Consider the following 15,514-nt stretch of genomic DNA (forward strand, 5'->3'; position numbering starts at 1 on the left):
TCACATAGAGAATCTATGCTCATAGGGTTGAATTCGTTTGTCGCCTAGCTGCAACTCCAACTATTTAAGAGGTGTGATTATCGTGGCTTGAGATTTGAGCTGCTATTTAAGAATAAAACAGTTTGAGAATTACCTATGTCTGATCTAATCCAAAACGTGAAAACTTCTTTTGAACAAGTGCTGGGTTACGCGCCAAGCCACATTATTCAAGCGCCTGGTCGTGTAAACCTGATTGGTGAGCACACTGACTACAACGACGGTTTTGTACTGCCATGTGCTATCAACTACCAAACCGTTGTGGCGGCAGCGAAGCGTGAAGACAACCTAGTACGCGTGGTTTCTGTGGATTACGGCAACGCAGTTGATGAATTCGACATCACGCAAGAAATCACATTCCAACAAGACAAAATGTGGGCGAACTACATTCGCGGTGTGGTGAAGTGTCTTCTTGCTCGTGGCTACCAATTCTCTGGTGCGGATATTTCTGTTAGCGGTAACGTGCCTCAAGGTGCGGGTTTAAGCTCGTCGGCAGCGTTGGAAGTGGTGATTGGTCAAACATTCAAAGTGCTGTTCAACTTAGAAATCAGCCAAGCGGAAATTGCGCTAAACGGCCAGCAAGCAGAGAACGAATTCGTCGGTTGTAACTGTGGCATTATGGACCAAATGATTTCGGCTGAAGGTCGTGAAAACCATGCAATGCTATTGGACTGCCGTAGCCTAGAAACCGAAGCGGTATCGATGCCTGAAGACATGGCGGTGGTGATCATCAACTCGAACAAAAAACGTGGCTTGGTAGACAGCGAATACAACGCGCGCCGTGAGCAGTGTGAAGAAGCCGCGCGTATCTTCGGTGTGAAAGCACTGCGTGATGTGACCATTGAACAATTCAACGAGAAAGTCTCTGAGCTAGACGAAATGGTCGCAAAACGTGCTCGTCACGTAATCACAGAAAACGACCGCACGGTAGAAGCAGCACAAGCACTTCGCGCGCACGACATGAAGCGTATGGGTGAGCTGATGGCTGAGTCTCATGCGTCCATGCGTGATGATTTCGAAATCACAGTCAAAGAAATCGATACGTTAGTTGAAATGGTGAAAGAAGTGATTGGCGAGCAAGGCGGCGTGCGCATGACAGGCGGCGGCTTTGGTGGTTGTATCGTTGCTATTGTACCGCCAGCATTGGTTGACGAAGTGAAAGCAACGGTAGAAGCGAAGTACCAAGCAGCAACAGGTCTAAAAGAATCCATCTACGTGTGCCAAGCGAAAAACGGCGCTGGTTTAGTCGAAGTACTGTAAGTGAAAAATTGCTTTAAGTTCAAAGTGCTTTAAGACGCAGTAGGAGCGAGAGATGACTGAGCCATTAACTATCACGATGACACAGCAGGCCGCCTTTGATGGCGCGCCTGCCAACGTGGTCGAACTGAAAAATAACACAGGCATGAGCGTTACCTTTATGGATATTGGCGCGACATGGCTGAGTTGTCGTTTACCTTTGGCGAATGGGGAGTTGCGTGAAGTGCTACTCGGAGTGGGGACGATGGGGAGTTTCATGCAGCAACAGGGTTACATGGGTGTCACTGTTGGTCGCTACGCAAACCGCATCGCCAATGGTCTTTTTGAAGTGAATGGCGAAGTATTTCAAGTGTCTACTAACCAAGCTGGCAACAGTCTGCATGGTGGTGAAGAAGGTTTTGATAAACGTCGTTGGAAGATTGAGTCTCACTCGAATCAGCAAGTGACGTTCTCGCTGTTGTCTGAAGATGGAGATCAAGGTTTTCCGGGTAATCTAGAAGTGCAAGTGACGTATACGCTGACTGATGATAACCAAGTGAGCATTGAGTACTTCGCTAAGACAGATAAAGCAACACCGATAAACTTGACCAACCATGCCTACTTCAATTTGTTGGGGGCAGAAGCGGACTTAGATTGTCGTTCGCATCGCTTAACCATCGTTGCAAGCCAATACTTACCAACCTCTGAGGTCGGTATTCCGCTTGGTGAATTGCGAGATGTGAAAGGCACAGGATTTGACTTTAGATGTGAAAAACCAGTTTCAGAACACTTCTTACAAGATGAACAGCAGATTGCCGCCAAAGGGTATGATCATAGCTACCTATTTGATGCTCATCGCGATGTCTCAAAACCAGTTGCGCTGGTGGTTTCTCCAGATGAAAAAGTGCACCTGTCAGTGGTAACAAACAAGCCTGCGATGCAATTGTACACGGGCAACTGGTTAGCTGGCGCACCAAATCGCCATGGCGGCGAATATAACGATTACGCGGGTCTGGCGTTAGAAACGCAGTTTTTACCAGATTCGCCAAACCATGCTGAGTGGGCGCAGCCAAGCTGTATTTTTGAGCCTGAACAAGAGTACCGCTTCTGCACCACTTATCAGTTTGCTTTCTAGGTAAACTGAGCATTTTCGAGCTTTTGGGTTGCCGTAGGCTTTTTGCTTACAGTAGGTCAAAAACTCATCAAAAGTTGGCAAAATAACGCTCTCTACAAACACCCCAAAAAGAAAAAGCTCTGTCACTTCGGTGGCAGAGCTTTTACTTTGTAACCTTTCTTGGCACTGACTAGCGCTATATCTTAAAGACGATCCACCGAGTTACGGCGCACTAAAGTCGGGCTAAAGATGATGGTGTCATCTTCCACTTGTTCATTACGCGATAAAGCTAGCGCCAAACGCGCAGCCCGCTCTGCCATCATTTCGATTGGGTAACGAATCGTGGTCAAACTTGGATTGACGAAGCGAGCAATTAAGCCATCGTCGAAGCCAACCATGGACACTTTTTCTGGTACGTCGATGCCGTTTTGGTCTAACGCCGCCAGTGCGCCTGCTGCCATGTAATCGTTGTAGGCAACAACGCCAGTTATTTCAAGTGATTTAGTCAGCAGATTGGTCATTGCTGTTTCGCCGCCGTCACTGTTTGGTTCGCCATATTCGACATAACTTTTTGATAGCACGATATCGTGATCTTTCAGTGCCGCTTGGTAGCCTTGCAAACGCTCATCGGTATCTTCAATGTCATGCGATGACGCGATACAAGCGATCTTGGTGTGGCCATGACGAATCAAATATTCTGTTGCTAGGTACGCACCTTTGCGGTTATCGAGAGAGATACAACGCTCCGCAAGTTCTGGAATGTTTCGGTTGATGAGCACCATACCTTTCACTTCTTTGGCGTAGCCGATGAGCTCCTCATCAGACAAGCCTTTAGAGTGAATCACAATCGCTTCACAGCGACTGTTGATCAAAAGCTCCAACGCTTGGCGCTCATCTTCTGGGTTGTGGTAGCCATTACCGATCAAAATATGCTTGCCGTTCTCTCGAGCCACGTTGTCAACGGACTTCACCAAAGTGCCGAAGAACGGATCGGAGACATCACCGACAAGTACGCCCATGGTGTTAGTACTTTGGCTGACGAGTGCACGCGCTGCTGCGTTTGGACGGTAGCCCAGTTTGCTCATTGCTTGCGTCACTGCATCGATAGAAGATTGGCTTGCTTTCGGTGATTTATTGATCACGCGAGAGACGGTCGCGACCGATACACCAGCTTCTTTCGCGACATCCTTGATTGTTGCCATGAGGGACCTTTCGTAGGCTAAAAGTATTGACCAGAGTATTAAACACCTATTGTGTAATAAGTGCAATTTGATGTGTAATTTTGTTTTCTATAGCTGGTGGTTAATACTTGTAATTATTGGCTTTATTTTAATGTAAACGTTATCTCTTTATGGCTTTTATTTGTAACGTTGTTTTGATTCTAACGCTATGAATACAGAACAATAAATTTGTCTATAAGCTCATAATGGTGATCCTGTACGCCAGCAAGATTGCCGTATTTAGGCTGGTGGCGATCATTCTCTTTTGTGTGATGCCAACCAACAGTGTGGCGAACGAAGTGCTCTGCAAAGGCATGAGAAACATCTAAGCACCCTGCCATCACGGTATCGACGTAACTTTGCAGGATTGGGCTGAGTGAACAGGGTGGTTGCGGATCGTTTTTTACATAAACCCAGATAGGAAGATCAGAATCAAATGCGACGCTGGCGTCTATCTGTTCCGGACGTATTTGAATACGATGGTAACCACGCTCACGATGGTCAAACTCAGCCAGTGCTTCATCATTGACCTCAAGTAGCACGCCATTGACTTGCCCGTCACCTTCATTGACCACCAAAGGTGACAAAATATAGCTATCGTCGATTTTACCCCAGTAGCGCACCAGACCATGAGCGATGACGGGAATGGCTTCACCAGTTTGCCCGGTTAATTGGCGAGAGGCAGAGTTTATTAAGCTGCCATAGCCGAAAATATACATCTCATTGTTTCCTATGTTTCGACGAATCTGATGCATTCAGTTATACCCAAAACCAATTTACCCGGCAACTTTACTCACCCGCCCATTTAGAAAAGAATGAATGATGAGCTCTACTTCTAAAGGATAGTTTACCTTGTAACATGTATTTTTCATGCATGTTTATGATAAGATCGCTGACGTTGAATTTTTAGACAGTGCTTAATAGGTACGAAAGGGCATCACAATGCTGAATATTACTGATAAAAAAGTGGAAGAGAAAATCCCTGCATGGCTGCGACTCGGGTTTAGGCCATTTTTCTTATTCGGTGCGATTTACGCCATCATCGCGATTGCGCTATGGGTATGGATGTTTCAAACGGGTCAACCAAGTTCACTGAGAGTGCCTGCATTATGGTGGCATGTGCACGAAATGCTATTTGGTTTCTCGATGGCGATCGTCGTTGGTTTTGTGCTCACTGCGGTTCAGAATTGGACGGGGTTCAATGGCACCAAGCATTACACGTTACTTGCCCTATTTTTGCTTTGGCTTATACCAAGGGTCTTGCTTTGGACGCCTGCACCATTGTGGTTAACAAGTAGTATTGAAGCGCTATTTTTATTGTTTGCCGCTTACGAAGTGGGCATTCGTGTCTACCGTTCGAAAGGCTGGCGAAACTTGTTTTTTGTGCCGCTATTCTTGCTCGCGATTTTTGCCAATTTTGCAAGTTATGCCACGGTGAAAGGTATGCCACCTTTTACATCTTCAGCCGTGTGGCAAGCCATGCTGTGGTGGTTTACTTTGTTGTTATCTGTGATGGGGGGACGAGTCATTCCGTTCTTCACTGCGCGCCGTTTTGATTTTGAAAAAGCGCAGCCTTTGGTGTGGTTAGATTGGATGGCCAATTTACCACTGGTTATGCTCTTCGTTTTGAGCTTTTTCCCTGTGACGTTTGCCGAGCTAGGTCAGCCTCTGATGCTATTTGCAGGAATGGCCCAATGGGTTCGATTCTTACGTTGGAAGCCTTGGCTAACACTAAAAGAGCCTTTAGTGTGGTCGTTGCATGCAGCGTATGCGTGTTTGCCACTTAGCTTAGTTTTACGAGGCGGGTGGGACAATGCATTTGCGAGCCACAATTTAATTCATTTGTTTGCGATTGGGGCATTAGGAGGGTTGATTCTAGCAATGATTACTCGCGTTACTATGGGGCATACAGGGCGTATGATTTATAAAGGTCCAAATATGAGTATTGCGTTTGTTGCAATCATTGCCGCCGCGTTGACTCGTAGCCTAGGTGTTATTTTAGAACCATCCAATATGCTGCTTTGGATTGATATCAGCGGCGGATTATGGATTCTTGCTTTTGGTATGTTTGTGTGGCGATTTGGTGCGATGCTCATTACCCCACGTGCAGATGGGCATCCAGGTTAGTACCGCTCGATTGATGCTGTGATTTTATGAATATCATCGCGATACTCAGTTATCGCGATCTTTGTTTTTATTGATGAAACCAAAGCGCTTGATCACCAGCCATTCAATGATGAAAATAATGATCAAAATGATGCTGAATAAGGTGAATGATAGATCGGACTTTAGCCCTGGCATCCCCCCAAGATTGACGCCAAATAGCCCGGTTAAGAATGTGGTAGGTAAAAATATCGCCGCTAGAATAGTAAACAAGTAGCTATTTTGATTAAGCTTTTGCTCTCTCAGATTTTTGTTTTCCTCTTGGTGTAAGCTGATTTCCTCTAAGAAATAGTCAATTTCCTCATTAAGACGAATAAGCGTATTTAAAGAGTAACGATATTGATGAGAGCGGAGTTTGATGAGTGATGGCTTCGCAGTCACCATGTCGTGAATAGCGTGCTGCTGAGGCTTAAGAAAATGCCTGACAGACAGTAGACTATTTTTCATCATTCTCAACTTATTATCGGAGTGCGGCAGATGGTCTTGTTGCTCTAAACTTGCCTCCATTGCGTCGTTATAATCGTCCATTTTTTGGTTTAAATCATCAATGATTTGATTGACGAGTCCAGCTAGGTTCTCTGGCTCTCTATGCTTATTCAGGGAGTGGAGAAGGCTCTGTACAGTATCGTCTGAGCCAGTTTGGGTGGTGATAAGCGCCCCCTGATAAAACAGGATTCGAATACTGCTCACCTCTTTCGCGACCACACTATGATTGCTATTTATTCCACGTAGGAGTAGGAGAAAGTTATCGTCGCCAAGTGGATGAAAAGAAGGCCGGTTTTCGTTGGTAATAAACTGCTCGAGTGTCGCTTTAGGGATATGGTGTTTACGTAACCAAGCCTTGGTATCTGGATCGTTACGCTCGCAATGGTACCAATGATTGGCTTGCAGCTGTTCGGGGTAGGCGTCTATTCGTTTTGGTTGGCTTGAGGTAAATTGCCAGTGTTCAATTAAAAAGCTCATTGCTGTGTGCGACCTTCTCATTCGTCATTCACTTATATCATGCTGCTCATTGTTAACTCGACTAACACGGTTTGATTGTGGTGCGTAGAATGAGCAGCGGATGTTAATAGCTTAAACCAGTATTGCACTAAGAGAAGGATTAGTTTGAGGGAAGGGTTTGAATTTGAAGTGTTAATATGCCCTAACATGATGTCATGTAGGGCATACACTCTTAGATATTACCTTCGCTAAAGTCTTTTTGGAAGTAGAGCACTTTTTGTAGGTAGCGTCTTGCTTCGCCTTTAGGATGCTGAGTGGTTAATGCATCATAAACTTGATTCGGATTGAGGCTATTGAGCTCATTCATAGCGCGTTTTCTATCACTATCAAAAGTGGATAGCACACCGCCTGTCCCGCCGTTATAAGCAGAAATCATACTAAAATGTTTAGATGTTGGATGCTTAACGTCTTTCAAGTAACGGTTTTTTAGTATGTAGAAATACGCAGCCCCAGTATCAATGTTATTTGCTGGGTCAAACAAATACTCTTTGGTCGGGATGCCTGGTTTGTTCTTTACTAAGTTGAACACGTCTGCACCGGCTGTCTTTGGGATAACCTGCATCAAACCGTATGCGCCAGCGTGAGAAACGGCGTATGGGTTAAAACTGCTTTCCGTTTTGATGACGGCAAAAATCAGATCTTCTGGCAAACCATAACGTTTTGCTGCATCACGAACTAAACCCGCGTATTGATACTCACGCTGTTCTAGGTGGTCTTTGACCATAGTGATTTCCACGTAGTAAGCATGACCCCGTTGGATGGTTTTCTTTTGCAATTTATTGTCGATGAGGTAATCCGCATAACGGTTTGCGCGCCATTCCCATTCAATCGGTTTTCCATCATGATCCAACACTTGTCCTAGCAAAAAAGGCTTGCCGCGTAATACCGCATCTTTGTCGCTAAACAGTTCCGCGTGTGCAGGATCGGCTGGCATTAATAAGGTTTGGACGATGGCATGTTGCAATTTCTCTGTCGGCTGATATTGGGAAATCGTGGAGACGTAAATTTTTCCGGCTTCGAAATCGATATGCGCTCGAGTATTGTAGCCATCGAGATATTTAACGTATCGATGCTTACCCGCTTCAACAAACTCATCTTCCCCCCAGCGATCTTTTGCTTTATCAGCGATGTAAGCTAATAACTGCTTAATATTATCGGCATCGGAAGTGCTTGGTGGTTTGACGTATGGTGGGACGTAATCATCACAAGAACACGGTGGCGTAGGTTCTTCTGGAGCAAGAGAACATCCGCCTAATAAAAGCAGGCTAAGTAACAGAGATTTCTTCATCGGGTACCGATTTATTTTGAGGTGATGGGCAAATGCCAACTGAAGAAAATAATAAGTAAGACTGCTAATTGCCTGAAATCAAAACTTTTTGTTATCTCGATAGAAGATGGTTATATTTAAGAAATTGCTCGTGTTAAAGAGCAAGCCCGCGAGTGGCAGAGCTGGCTCTTTTATCTCATGGTTAGGCGTGTAGTGTGGTAATGACGTATCTCACTATTTAACCGTTAAAACATTTAACCTCTTCACCTCCTAACCAACTTGCGATAAATTCACGACTTTCTGCTGCAATCTCGTCTTGAGATAATCGGCTAATGCGTGTTTTTCGTCATCGCTCAGGTAGAGACCCAACTTAGTGCGACGCCACAAGATATCTTGATCGGTGAGCACCATTTCATGGTCCATCAAGTAATCAATCTCACGTTGATATACCCCATGAGCTTGTTTAGAAAAGCAACATCCCAGATCTTCTTCGCTGGCTGCCTCGGCTAATATCTGCCAGGTCTGAGTACCAAACTGAGTGACGTAGCGCAGCAGTAAAGATTCTGAGACCCATGGGTAGTGTGCATGAATTTGTTTTGCCAATTGTTCTCGACTGCAGCTGAAGTTTCCTCCAGGGAGAGATTGGTTCACGGTCCAATCTTTCCCCATACTTGGAAAATAGGGTGCCAATTTATTCAAGGCAGCTTCACCAAGCTTTCGGTAGGTCGTGAGCTTACCGCCAAAGACCGACAGCAGAGGGGCGTGGTCATCATCGGCATCAAGCTCTAACGTATAGTCGCGTGTAATCGCTTGTGGCGAGTCTGATTCGTCATCACACAATGGGCGCACACCACTGTAATGCCAGACCACATCATCTCGATTCAACTGGTGGACAAAATGCTGGTTAACAATATCGAGCAGATAATCCGTTTCATCATCAGTAATCGTGACGTCACTTGGGTTGCCTTGGTACTCCACATCGGTTGTGCCAATGATGGAAAACTTATCCAGATAGGGAATCATGAATACGATTCGATGGTCTTGGTTTTGGAGAATATAGGCTTGGGGCTCATCATGGATACGAGGAACCACAATGTGTGATCCTTTAATTAATCGTATATTGCGTGGGGATTGTTGTGCTAAACCATCGTCAAAGAACTGTTTGACCCAAGGCCCTGCGGCATTGACCAGTGCTTTTGCTTTACACTCGAATCGTTGGTTGGTCATCTCATCATGAACCGTGACATGCCAACCTCCGTTCACGCGCTGTGCTTTTTCTACGCGGCAGTAGTTACGTACTTCCGCATGGTGCTCTTTTGCTGAAAGAACGTTGAGAAGAACTAAGCGGGCATCGTCGACCCAACAGTCTGAATACTCAAACCCGATTTTCATTTCTGGTTTCAGTAATCCTGATTGTGCGAGATTAACGGTTTTGCTTGCAGGGAGAGTGGTTCTTCGACTTAAGTTGTCATAGAGGAATAAACCACAGCGAATCATCCAGGCGGGGCGTAAAAAAGGGCGATGTGGCAAGCGAAATCGCATCGGCCATGCCACATGGGGCGCTTTACGTAAGAGCACTTCGCGTTCAGCGAGGGCCTCAGAAACCAAGCGAAATTCATAGTGCTCAAGGTAGCGTAAGCCGCCATGAATTAACTTCGAACTGGCAGAGGAAGTGGCAGAGGCAAAATCATTCGCTTCAAATAGACCGACACTTAAACCGCGTCCTGCTGCATCGGCCGCAATGCCAGCGCCATTGATACCACCACCAATGACAATCAGATCAAACACACGATCGTTGAGATGCATAGCCAGTCCCTCCCATAGCTTAGTTTTACATTAACAAGCTTATACTGTGGATGACGAGCTATGCATCACAATCAGAAAAAAAGTCCCAAAACTAACAAGTTATAAAACAAAAACTGATTGGGCCTTTAGCTCAACGATTGTGTCACTTGTTTGTAGTGATTGCTTGTGATGAGTTGCGTTCAGCCGCCACTCATCGCACGGATTTGATTATTCATCTTCGTCGTGCATCTTTGCCCACGTTTGAACACATTTAACCGCGCGTTTCCAGCCTTTGTATCGGCGTTGACGCTTTTCTTCATCTTGGTTGGGGTCAAATTGGCGATCTAGCTCGGCTTTGTTTTTTACTTCTTCAATGCTATCCCAATAGCCAACCGCGAGCCCGGCTAAGTAAGCGGCACCTAAAGCGGTTACTTCAGTCACTTTAGGGCGAAGTACGCGAGTGTTTAACACGTCGGATTGAAATTGCATTAAGAAGTTATTCTCGACTGCCCCACCATCGACACGCAAACTTGCCAGCTCGATGCCCGAATCGGCTTGCATGGCGTCGAGTACATCACGAGTTTGATAAGCAATACCCTCTAAGGTTGCCCGAATAATATGGTTGGAATTCACCCCTCGAGTGAGGCCAAAAATAGTGCCTCTTGCGTAGGCATCCCAATATGGCGCACCGAGGCCTGTGAAAGCGGGCACAACATAAACACCATTTGATGAATCAACTTGAGTTGCGAAGTATTCGGAGTCCTTGGCGTTGCTGATAAGCTTCAGTTCATCACGTAGCCATTGAATTGATGCACCTCCCATAAAAACGGCGCCTTCGAGCGCATAAGTAGGCTCACCTTTTGGTCCACATGCGAGTGTGGTCAGCAGTCCGTTTTGGGAGGTTACTTTTTCTTTTCCGGTGTTCATTAACAAGAAACAACCAGTACCGTAAGTATTCTTTGCCTGACCAGCGTTTACACACATCTGACCGAATAATGCTGCTTGTTGATCACCCGCAATACCCGCAATAGGGATATGGGTTCCATCTTGACCGCCAATGTTGGTTTCGGCATAGATTTCAGATGATCGCTTAACGCTTGGCATCATGGAGCGTGGGATGTTGAGCTCGGAAAGAAGAGTATCGTCCCAATCTAGCGTATTAATATTAAATAGCATGGTGCGAGATGCGTTGGTGTAGTCTGTGACGTGCGCTTCACCTTGCGTCATTTTCCATACCAGCCAAGTATCCACCGTACCAAACAATAAATTGCCCGCTTCGGCTTCTTCTCGTGCTCCTGGAACATGGTCTAAAATCCATTTTACTTTGGTGCCAGAGAAGTAAGGGTCAAGCACCAATCCGGTATTTTCACGGATGTAATCTTCTAACCCTTTAGCTTTTAGCTCTTCACAAATAGGAGCTGTTCGGCGACATTGCCATACGATGGCGTTGTAAACAGGGATGCCAGTTTCTTTGTTCCAAACAATGGTGGTTTCACGTTGGTTTGTAATACCAATAGCAGCAACTTGATCACTACGAATTCCGGTTTTACCTAACGCTTCGATAAGTGTGGCGCTTTGGGTGGCATATATTTCCATCGGATCATGTTCAACCCAGCCCGCTTGAGGATAAATTTGTGCGAATTCTCGCTGGGAAACATTCACAATGTTTGCATCATGATCCAAGATGACCGCGCGAGAGCTGGTGGTACCTTGGTCAAGAGCAATGATGTATTTGGAATTACTTTTCATACTGTTGTCTTTTTTGTTTTGTAACCTAAGTCACTTTGTTTGAAGTCACTTGGCGATAGACCAGATGGTATTGTACTGATTTCATGTGCTTAGCTCATCAAAACGTTGAACAGAGAATGCAAAAAGAGTGAGCTAATCCCTTAATAAGGGTAGTATACGCCATTGATATGGAAGTGCTTTTTTAAGATTCTTGATACGAAACCACAATGAAAGTAAGACTTGAAATAGAACAGTTAAGGATTGGGCATTATATTTACCTGCCACTAAAGTGGGGCCAGCATCCATTTTTACTGAATTCATTCAAAATTAAGAGTGATGAGCAGCTACGGATTATTAAACGTCTAGGGTTGAAAAGCCTAACCATCAATGCCCTCAAGAGCGATGTCTTTGAAGAACCCACAACTAAGCCGCAATCTGCAGAACAGGGGGCTAAACTAAGTAGCAATGAGAGCGAACTACCTCTTCAACCACTAAGTGAAGATCTACTCGAAGAACTGTGGTCAAAAAAGAAAGAAAGCCGTGATCAATTAGCGGCAATTGAAGATCGCATCTGCCGCTCTAAACAGGCATTTGCGAACACGCTTAACGATGTTCAGAAAATTTTTGATCAAGAAGAACTGGCGAATAATCCTAGTATTAGCCAGTCACTCTCCATTGTGAATTCCATCTATAAGAGCATAAACAAAGAGGGCAACAGCACCATTCACTTGATGAACGAAGCTTCCGGTCACAGTCGGCTTCATTGTCACTCACTCAATGTTTCTCTGTTGTCTGTTTTGATTGGCCAAGCAAAAGGGTTTAGTGCTAAACAGTGTCAATTGGTTGCGTTTGCGGCGTTGTATCATGACATCGGTAAACTGAAGTTGCCGAGCAGTTTGTTAGCTAAATCACAACCGCTGGATGACGATGATCAGCAACGGCTGCATTCGCACCTTGATAAGAGCCTAAAGATGGGGGAAAGGATCCCTAAATTCCCTGAGGCGGCGTTAAAGGTGATCGGTCAACATCACGAATTGAATGATGGTTCTGGTTACCCGAAAGGTTTGAAACGAGAAGCAATAAACCCGCTGTCGCGAGTGCTCATTTTAGCGAATACTTATGACAATCTTTGTAATGGTATTAATCACCAATACAGCCCTCACAAGGCGTTAACTTATCTCTATAATGAGCAACGTAAACAGTACGATGTGAGCGATGTTATGGCATTGATTAAAGTCGTTGGTGTGTACCCACCGGGAACCATTGTCCAACTTTCTGATCACCAAATTGGCGTGGTTATTTCAACAAACGAAGCAGCGCGATTGAGCCCATACGTATTAGTTTATGATCAAGAAGTGCCCCGTGATGAAGCCGCGATCATTAATATTGCAGAATATGACCTGAGTATTATCAAGATTCTGGATGCAAGTGAGTTAACGCTCGATCAGTATCATTATCTAAATCCGTCATCGCAAACGACATACTTTATTGATGTTGAATGATGTTGATAAGCCCCATGACATCATTGTAATGGGGCATCGGCTGATTGATTAGTAATATTGGATTGCAGCAGAAACCGCTTCGCCTAATTGAATAGGCGCTTTATGGCGAGCAAGCACAGACTCTAAAGCAGCCAGTGTGGTGAGTACCGTCTCTTGACGTGCGTTATATCCCATCGTGCCGATTCGCCAAATCTTTCCTTGAAGATGACCAAAAGAAGTTCCGATTTCGATACCAAAACGATGTAATAACTCAGATCGAACTGACTCTCCATCGATATTGTTGGGAATATAAACCCCCACAACGTTGTTCATTTTGTATTTTTGATTGCCAAATAGGGCTAACCCCATCGCTTGAAGCCCGCTAGCCATCGCTTCACCAGCTTGACGATGTCGGGCAATGACATTTTCTTGCCCCTCTTCGAGGAAAAGTTGCGCGCACTCTCTTGCCGCATAGAGCATGGAGGTCGCTTCAGTATGGTGATTGAGTCGTTCACTACCCCAATAATCAAGAATCATTGGTAAATCAAAATAGTTAGAACGAATAAATGGGCGATCACCGTTATTGTGCTTATCGGTTCTTATTCCTTTTTCTACCTGTTTTCTTCGATTGATGTGTTCGACAAAGCGATCACTTAGAGTAATTGGCGCGCTCCCAGATGGACCTCCTAAACACTTTTGTAAGCCAACAGAAACCGCATCCAAATGCCAATGATCGACTAGCAATTGGTTTCCAGCAATCGAGGCTGTTGCATCACAGTAAAATAAAACATCATATTTTCGACAAATCTGGCCAATTTCATCTAATGGCTGATTCATAGTGGTTGAGGTATCACCTTGGACTGTTGCGACTAACTTCGGTTTACTGATACGGATGGCATCCTCCACTTGTTGTGGATCACATACTTGCCCCCAAGGGATATCAATTGTTGTAATTTCCGCACCGACTCGTTGCGCTATTTCGCACAACAAATGTCCAAATCGACCAATCACAGGAATAAGGACTTTATCGCCAGGCTCTAAAATTGATACCAAAACGGCTTCTATGCCAGCTCGTGCTGTACCATCAATCAAAAGCGTTGCAGAGTTTGTCGTGTTAAATACTTGTCTATATAAACTCTGAGTTTGGTTCATATACCGAGTCATTGCGGGATCGTATTGGCCGATAAGGGCTGCTGACAAAGCTTGATGAACACGAGGGTAAGCATTGATAGGGCCTGGACCCATTAGCATTCTCTGTGGGGGAGATAAGGTTTCGAATAGCTCAGTTTTTGGCATTAGTAATGAGTCCTTAGCCATATAAATTTATGGTGTGGAGAATACGGTCAAAATTGGGAGATTTGGAATCATAGAACCATGAATTTTGGTTTTGTGTCTTTGATATAACGTAGGAAGTTTGAATTATGTGATTATTTTTTCTTTTCTCGCTATGATTATAAAAAAGGAAGCCAAATGACTTCCCAAAATATAAAGGAGAAAACCTGTTCTACATTTCTACGTCGCGATTACAATCTTTTGAGTAAATATAACTGAACTCTTTGTCTCGGCCGACTGCGTAACAGGCTTGTGGAGAATAAGCTGCCATAAACAGATAATCCCCTTTTTTGACCGGAACCCATTCATTGTCGAAGTTATACACACCCTCACCAGACAACACCAATGCGCCATGCTCTTGAACATGAGTTTCAATGTAACCATGGCATGCTCCGGGCTTAAATGTGAGAACATGGAAGTTCATATCGAATCCTAAATCAGTTGGTAGTAGGTCTTCGACAATGACATCTTCCATCCCTTCATAATGTATTTTATCCAAGTGATTACGATGGTTTATTACGACTTTTGGTGCATAACCACTGATGGCTTGATAACGGCGTTTGTAAAGAAATGCTTGGCTGTCTTGCATATCATTATCATTGATAAAATGCAGTAAAATACCAGGGGGACAATATACATACCCTCCCTCAGTCAATGTGCTATTTTTACCCTCGATTTTGATGGTGACTTTCCCTTTGGTGACGTAGAAAAATGTTTCGATTGATTCACCACCAAATCCTTGTTGGTTTTGCCCATGAGCATGCAAAGTGACAAGGTAATCGACAAAACTCGCGCCGAGCTTTGGTGAAGATAAAATAGTTACGTCACAATGTTCAAATCCTGGCAGTGTATTTTTTACCAAGCCATCTGGCGGTAAAACCGCATAATTATCTTTTTTTATGATTGCTCGACTCTGTAATAAGTCAGAAACATATCCAGTATTATTATTTAAGTAACCCATAATAAACCTATTAACCTGAAATTTTCAAAATCATTTTATTGGTCAATAAAATATAAAAATGTGATCTGTGTTGTTGTAAGTGCACAGTAAATGGAAATTTGATTTTTTGCTTTTCATTATGTAAAAATATTTTAGAAACTAAGTATATGGTTAGATACAAACGGAAAATAAAATAGAATTGACGTTCAA

General features: G+C 44.4%; 12 protein-coding genes. 4 read left to right on the plus strand and 8 right to left on the minus strand.

From position 1 onward, the window contains the following. Positions 1 to 135: 135 nt before the first annotated feature. Together galK and galM are read left to right on the plus strand one after the other, a co-directional pair. Entirely contained in the window at positions 136 to 1,296 is a 1,161-nt protein-coding gene (gene galK / locus KHN78_RS11130) for a galactokinase (protein ID WP_211916067.1), read from the plus strand. A gap of 52 nt (positions 1,297 to 1,348) precedes the next feature. After that, positions 1,349 to 2,407, plus strand: a complete 1,059-nt coding sequence (gene galM / locus KHN78_RS11135; protein ID WP_211916068.1) for a galactose-1-epimerase — start codon at positions 1,349 to 1,351, stop codon at positions 2,405 to 2,407. 182 nt (positions 2,408 to 2,589) lie between these two features. Here the strand turns inward: galM and KHN78_RS11140 are convergent, their stop codons facing one another. Further along, a complete protein-coding gene (locus KHN78_RS11140; RefSeq protein ID WP_211916069.1) occupies positions 2,590 to 3,588 on the minus strand; it encodes a substrate-binding domain-containing protein in 999 nt (332 codons plus the stop codon). A gap of 185 nt (positions 3,589 to 3,773) precedes the next feature. After that, complete coding sequence (locus KHN78_RS11145; RefSeq protein WP_211916070.1) at positions 3,774 to 4,325, minus strand: gamma-glutamylcyclotransferase family protein; 552 nt, start codon at positions 4,323 to 4,325, stop codon at positions 3,774 to 3,776. A 223-nt stretch (positions 4,326 to 4,548) separates the two neighbouring features. Between KHN78_RS11145 and KHN78_RS11150 the strand changes: the two genes are divergently transcribed. Beyond that, the gene (locus KHN78_RS11150) at positions 4,549 to 5,733 is read left to right on the plus strand and encodes an NnrS family protein (protein ID WP_211916071.1); all 1,185 of its coding nucleotides are present in this window, start codon (positions 4,549 to 4,551) and stop codon (positions 5,731 to 5,733) included. Between the two features lie 45 nt (positions 5,734 to 5,778). Here the strand turns inward: KHN78_RS11150 and KHN78_RS11155 are convergent, their stop codons facing one another. The 4 genes from KHN78_RS11155 to glpK form a co-directional block, all read right to left on the minus strand. Next, on the minus strand, positions 5,779 to 6,732 hold the full coding sequence (locus tag KHN78_RS11155; protein ID WP_211916072.1) for a CorA family divalent cation transporter: 954 nt from the start codon (positions 6,730 to 6,732) through the stop codon (positions 5,779 to 5,781). Between the two features lie 211 nt (positions 6,733 to 6,943). Further along, positions 6,944 to 8,059 (minus strand): membrane-bound lytic murein transglycosylase MltC, encoded by a 1,116-nt coding sequence (mltC, locus tag KHN78_RS11160; RefSeq protein WP_211916073.1) that lies wholly within the window; start codon positions 8,057 to 8,059, stop codon positions 6,944 to 6,946. A gap of 249 nt (positions 8,060 to 8,308) precedes the next feature. Then, entirely contained in the window at positions 8,309 to 9,844 is a 1,536-nt protein-coding gene (gene glpD, locus KHN78_RS11165; RefSeq protein WP_211916074.1) for a glycerol-3-phosphate dehydrogenase, read from the minus strand. A 207-nt stretch (positions 9,845 to 10,051) separates the two neighbouring features. Continuing rightward, positions 10,052 to 11,572 (minus strand): glycerol kinase GlpK, encoded by a 1,521-nt coding sequence (gene glpK / locus KHN78_RS11170; RefSeq protein ID WP_211916075.1) that lies wholly within the window; start codon positions 11,570 to 11,572, stop codon positions 10,052 to 10,054. 206 nt (positions 11,573 to 11,778) lie between these two features. Here glpK and KHN78_RS11175 point away from each other — a divergent pair, with 206 nt between their 5' ends. Continuing rightward, positions 11,779 to 13,053, plus strand: coding sequence for an HD-GYP domain-containing protein (locus KHN78_RS11175; RefSeq protein ID WP_211916076.1), 1,275 nt, complete (start codon positions 11,779 to 11,781; stop codon positions 13,051 to 13,053). A gap of 48 nt (positions 13,054 to 13,101) precedes the next feature. Here KHN78_RS11175 and KHN78_RS11180 read toward each other — a convergent pair whose 3' ends face one another. Both KHN78_RS11180 and allE read right to left on the minus strand, forming a co-directional pair. Next, entirely contained in the window at positions 13,102 to 14,328 is a 1,227-nt protein-coding gene (locus KHN78_RS11180) for a pyridoxal-phosphate-dependent aminotransferase family protein (RefSeq protein ID WP_211916077.1), read from the minus strand. A gap of 208 nt (positions 14,329 to 14,536) precedes the next feature. Continuing rightward, entirely contained in the window at positions 14,537 to 15,325 is a 789-nt protein-coding gene (allE, locus tag KHN78_RS11185) for a (S)-ureidoglycine aminohydrolase (RefSeq protein ID WP_211916078.1), read from the minus strand. Positions 15,326 to 15,514: the final 189 nt, after the last annotated feature.

It is taken from the genome of Vibrio sp. B1REV9 (genome assembly GCF_905175395.2).
In the GTDB taxonomy this organism is placed as follows: domain Bacteria; phylum Pseudomonadota; class Gammaproteobacteria; order Enterobacterales; family Vibrionaceae; genus Vibrio; species Vibrio alfacsensis.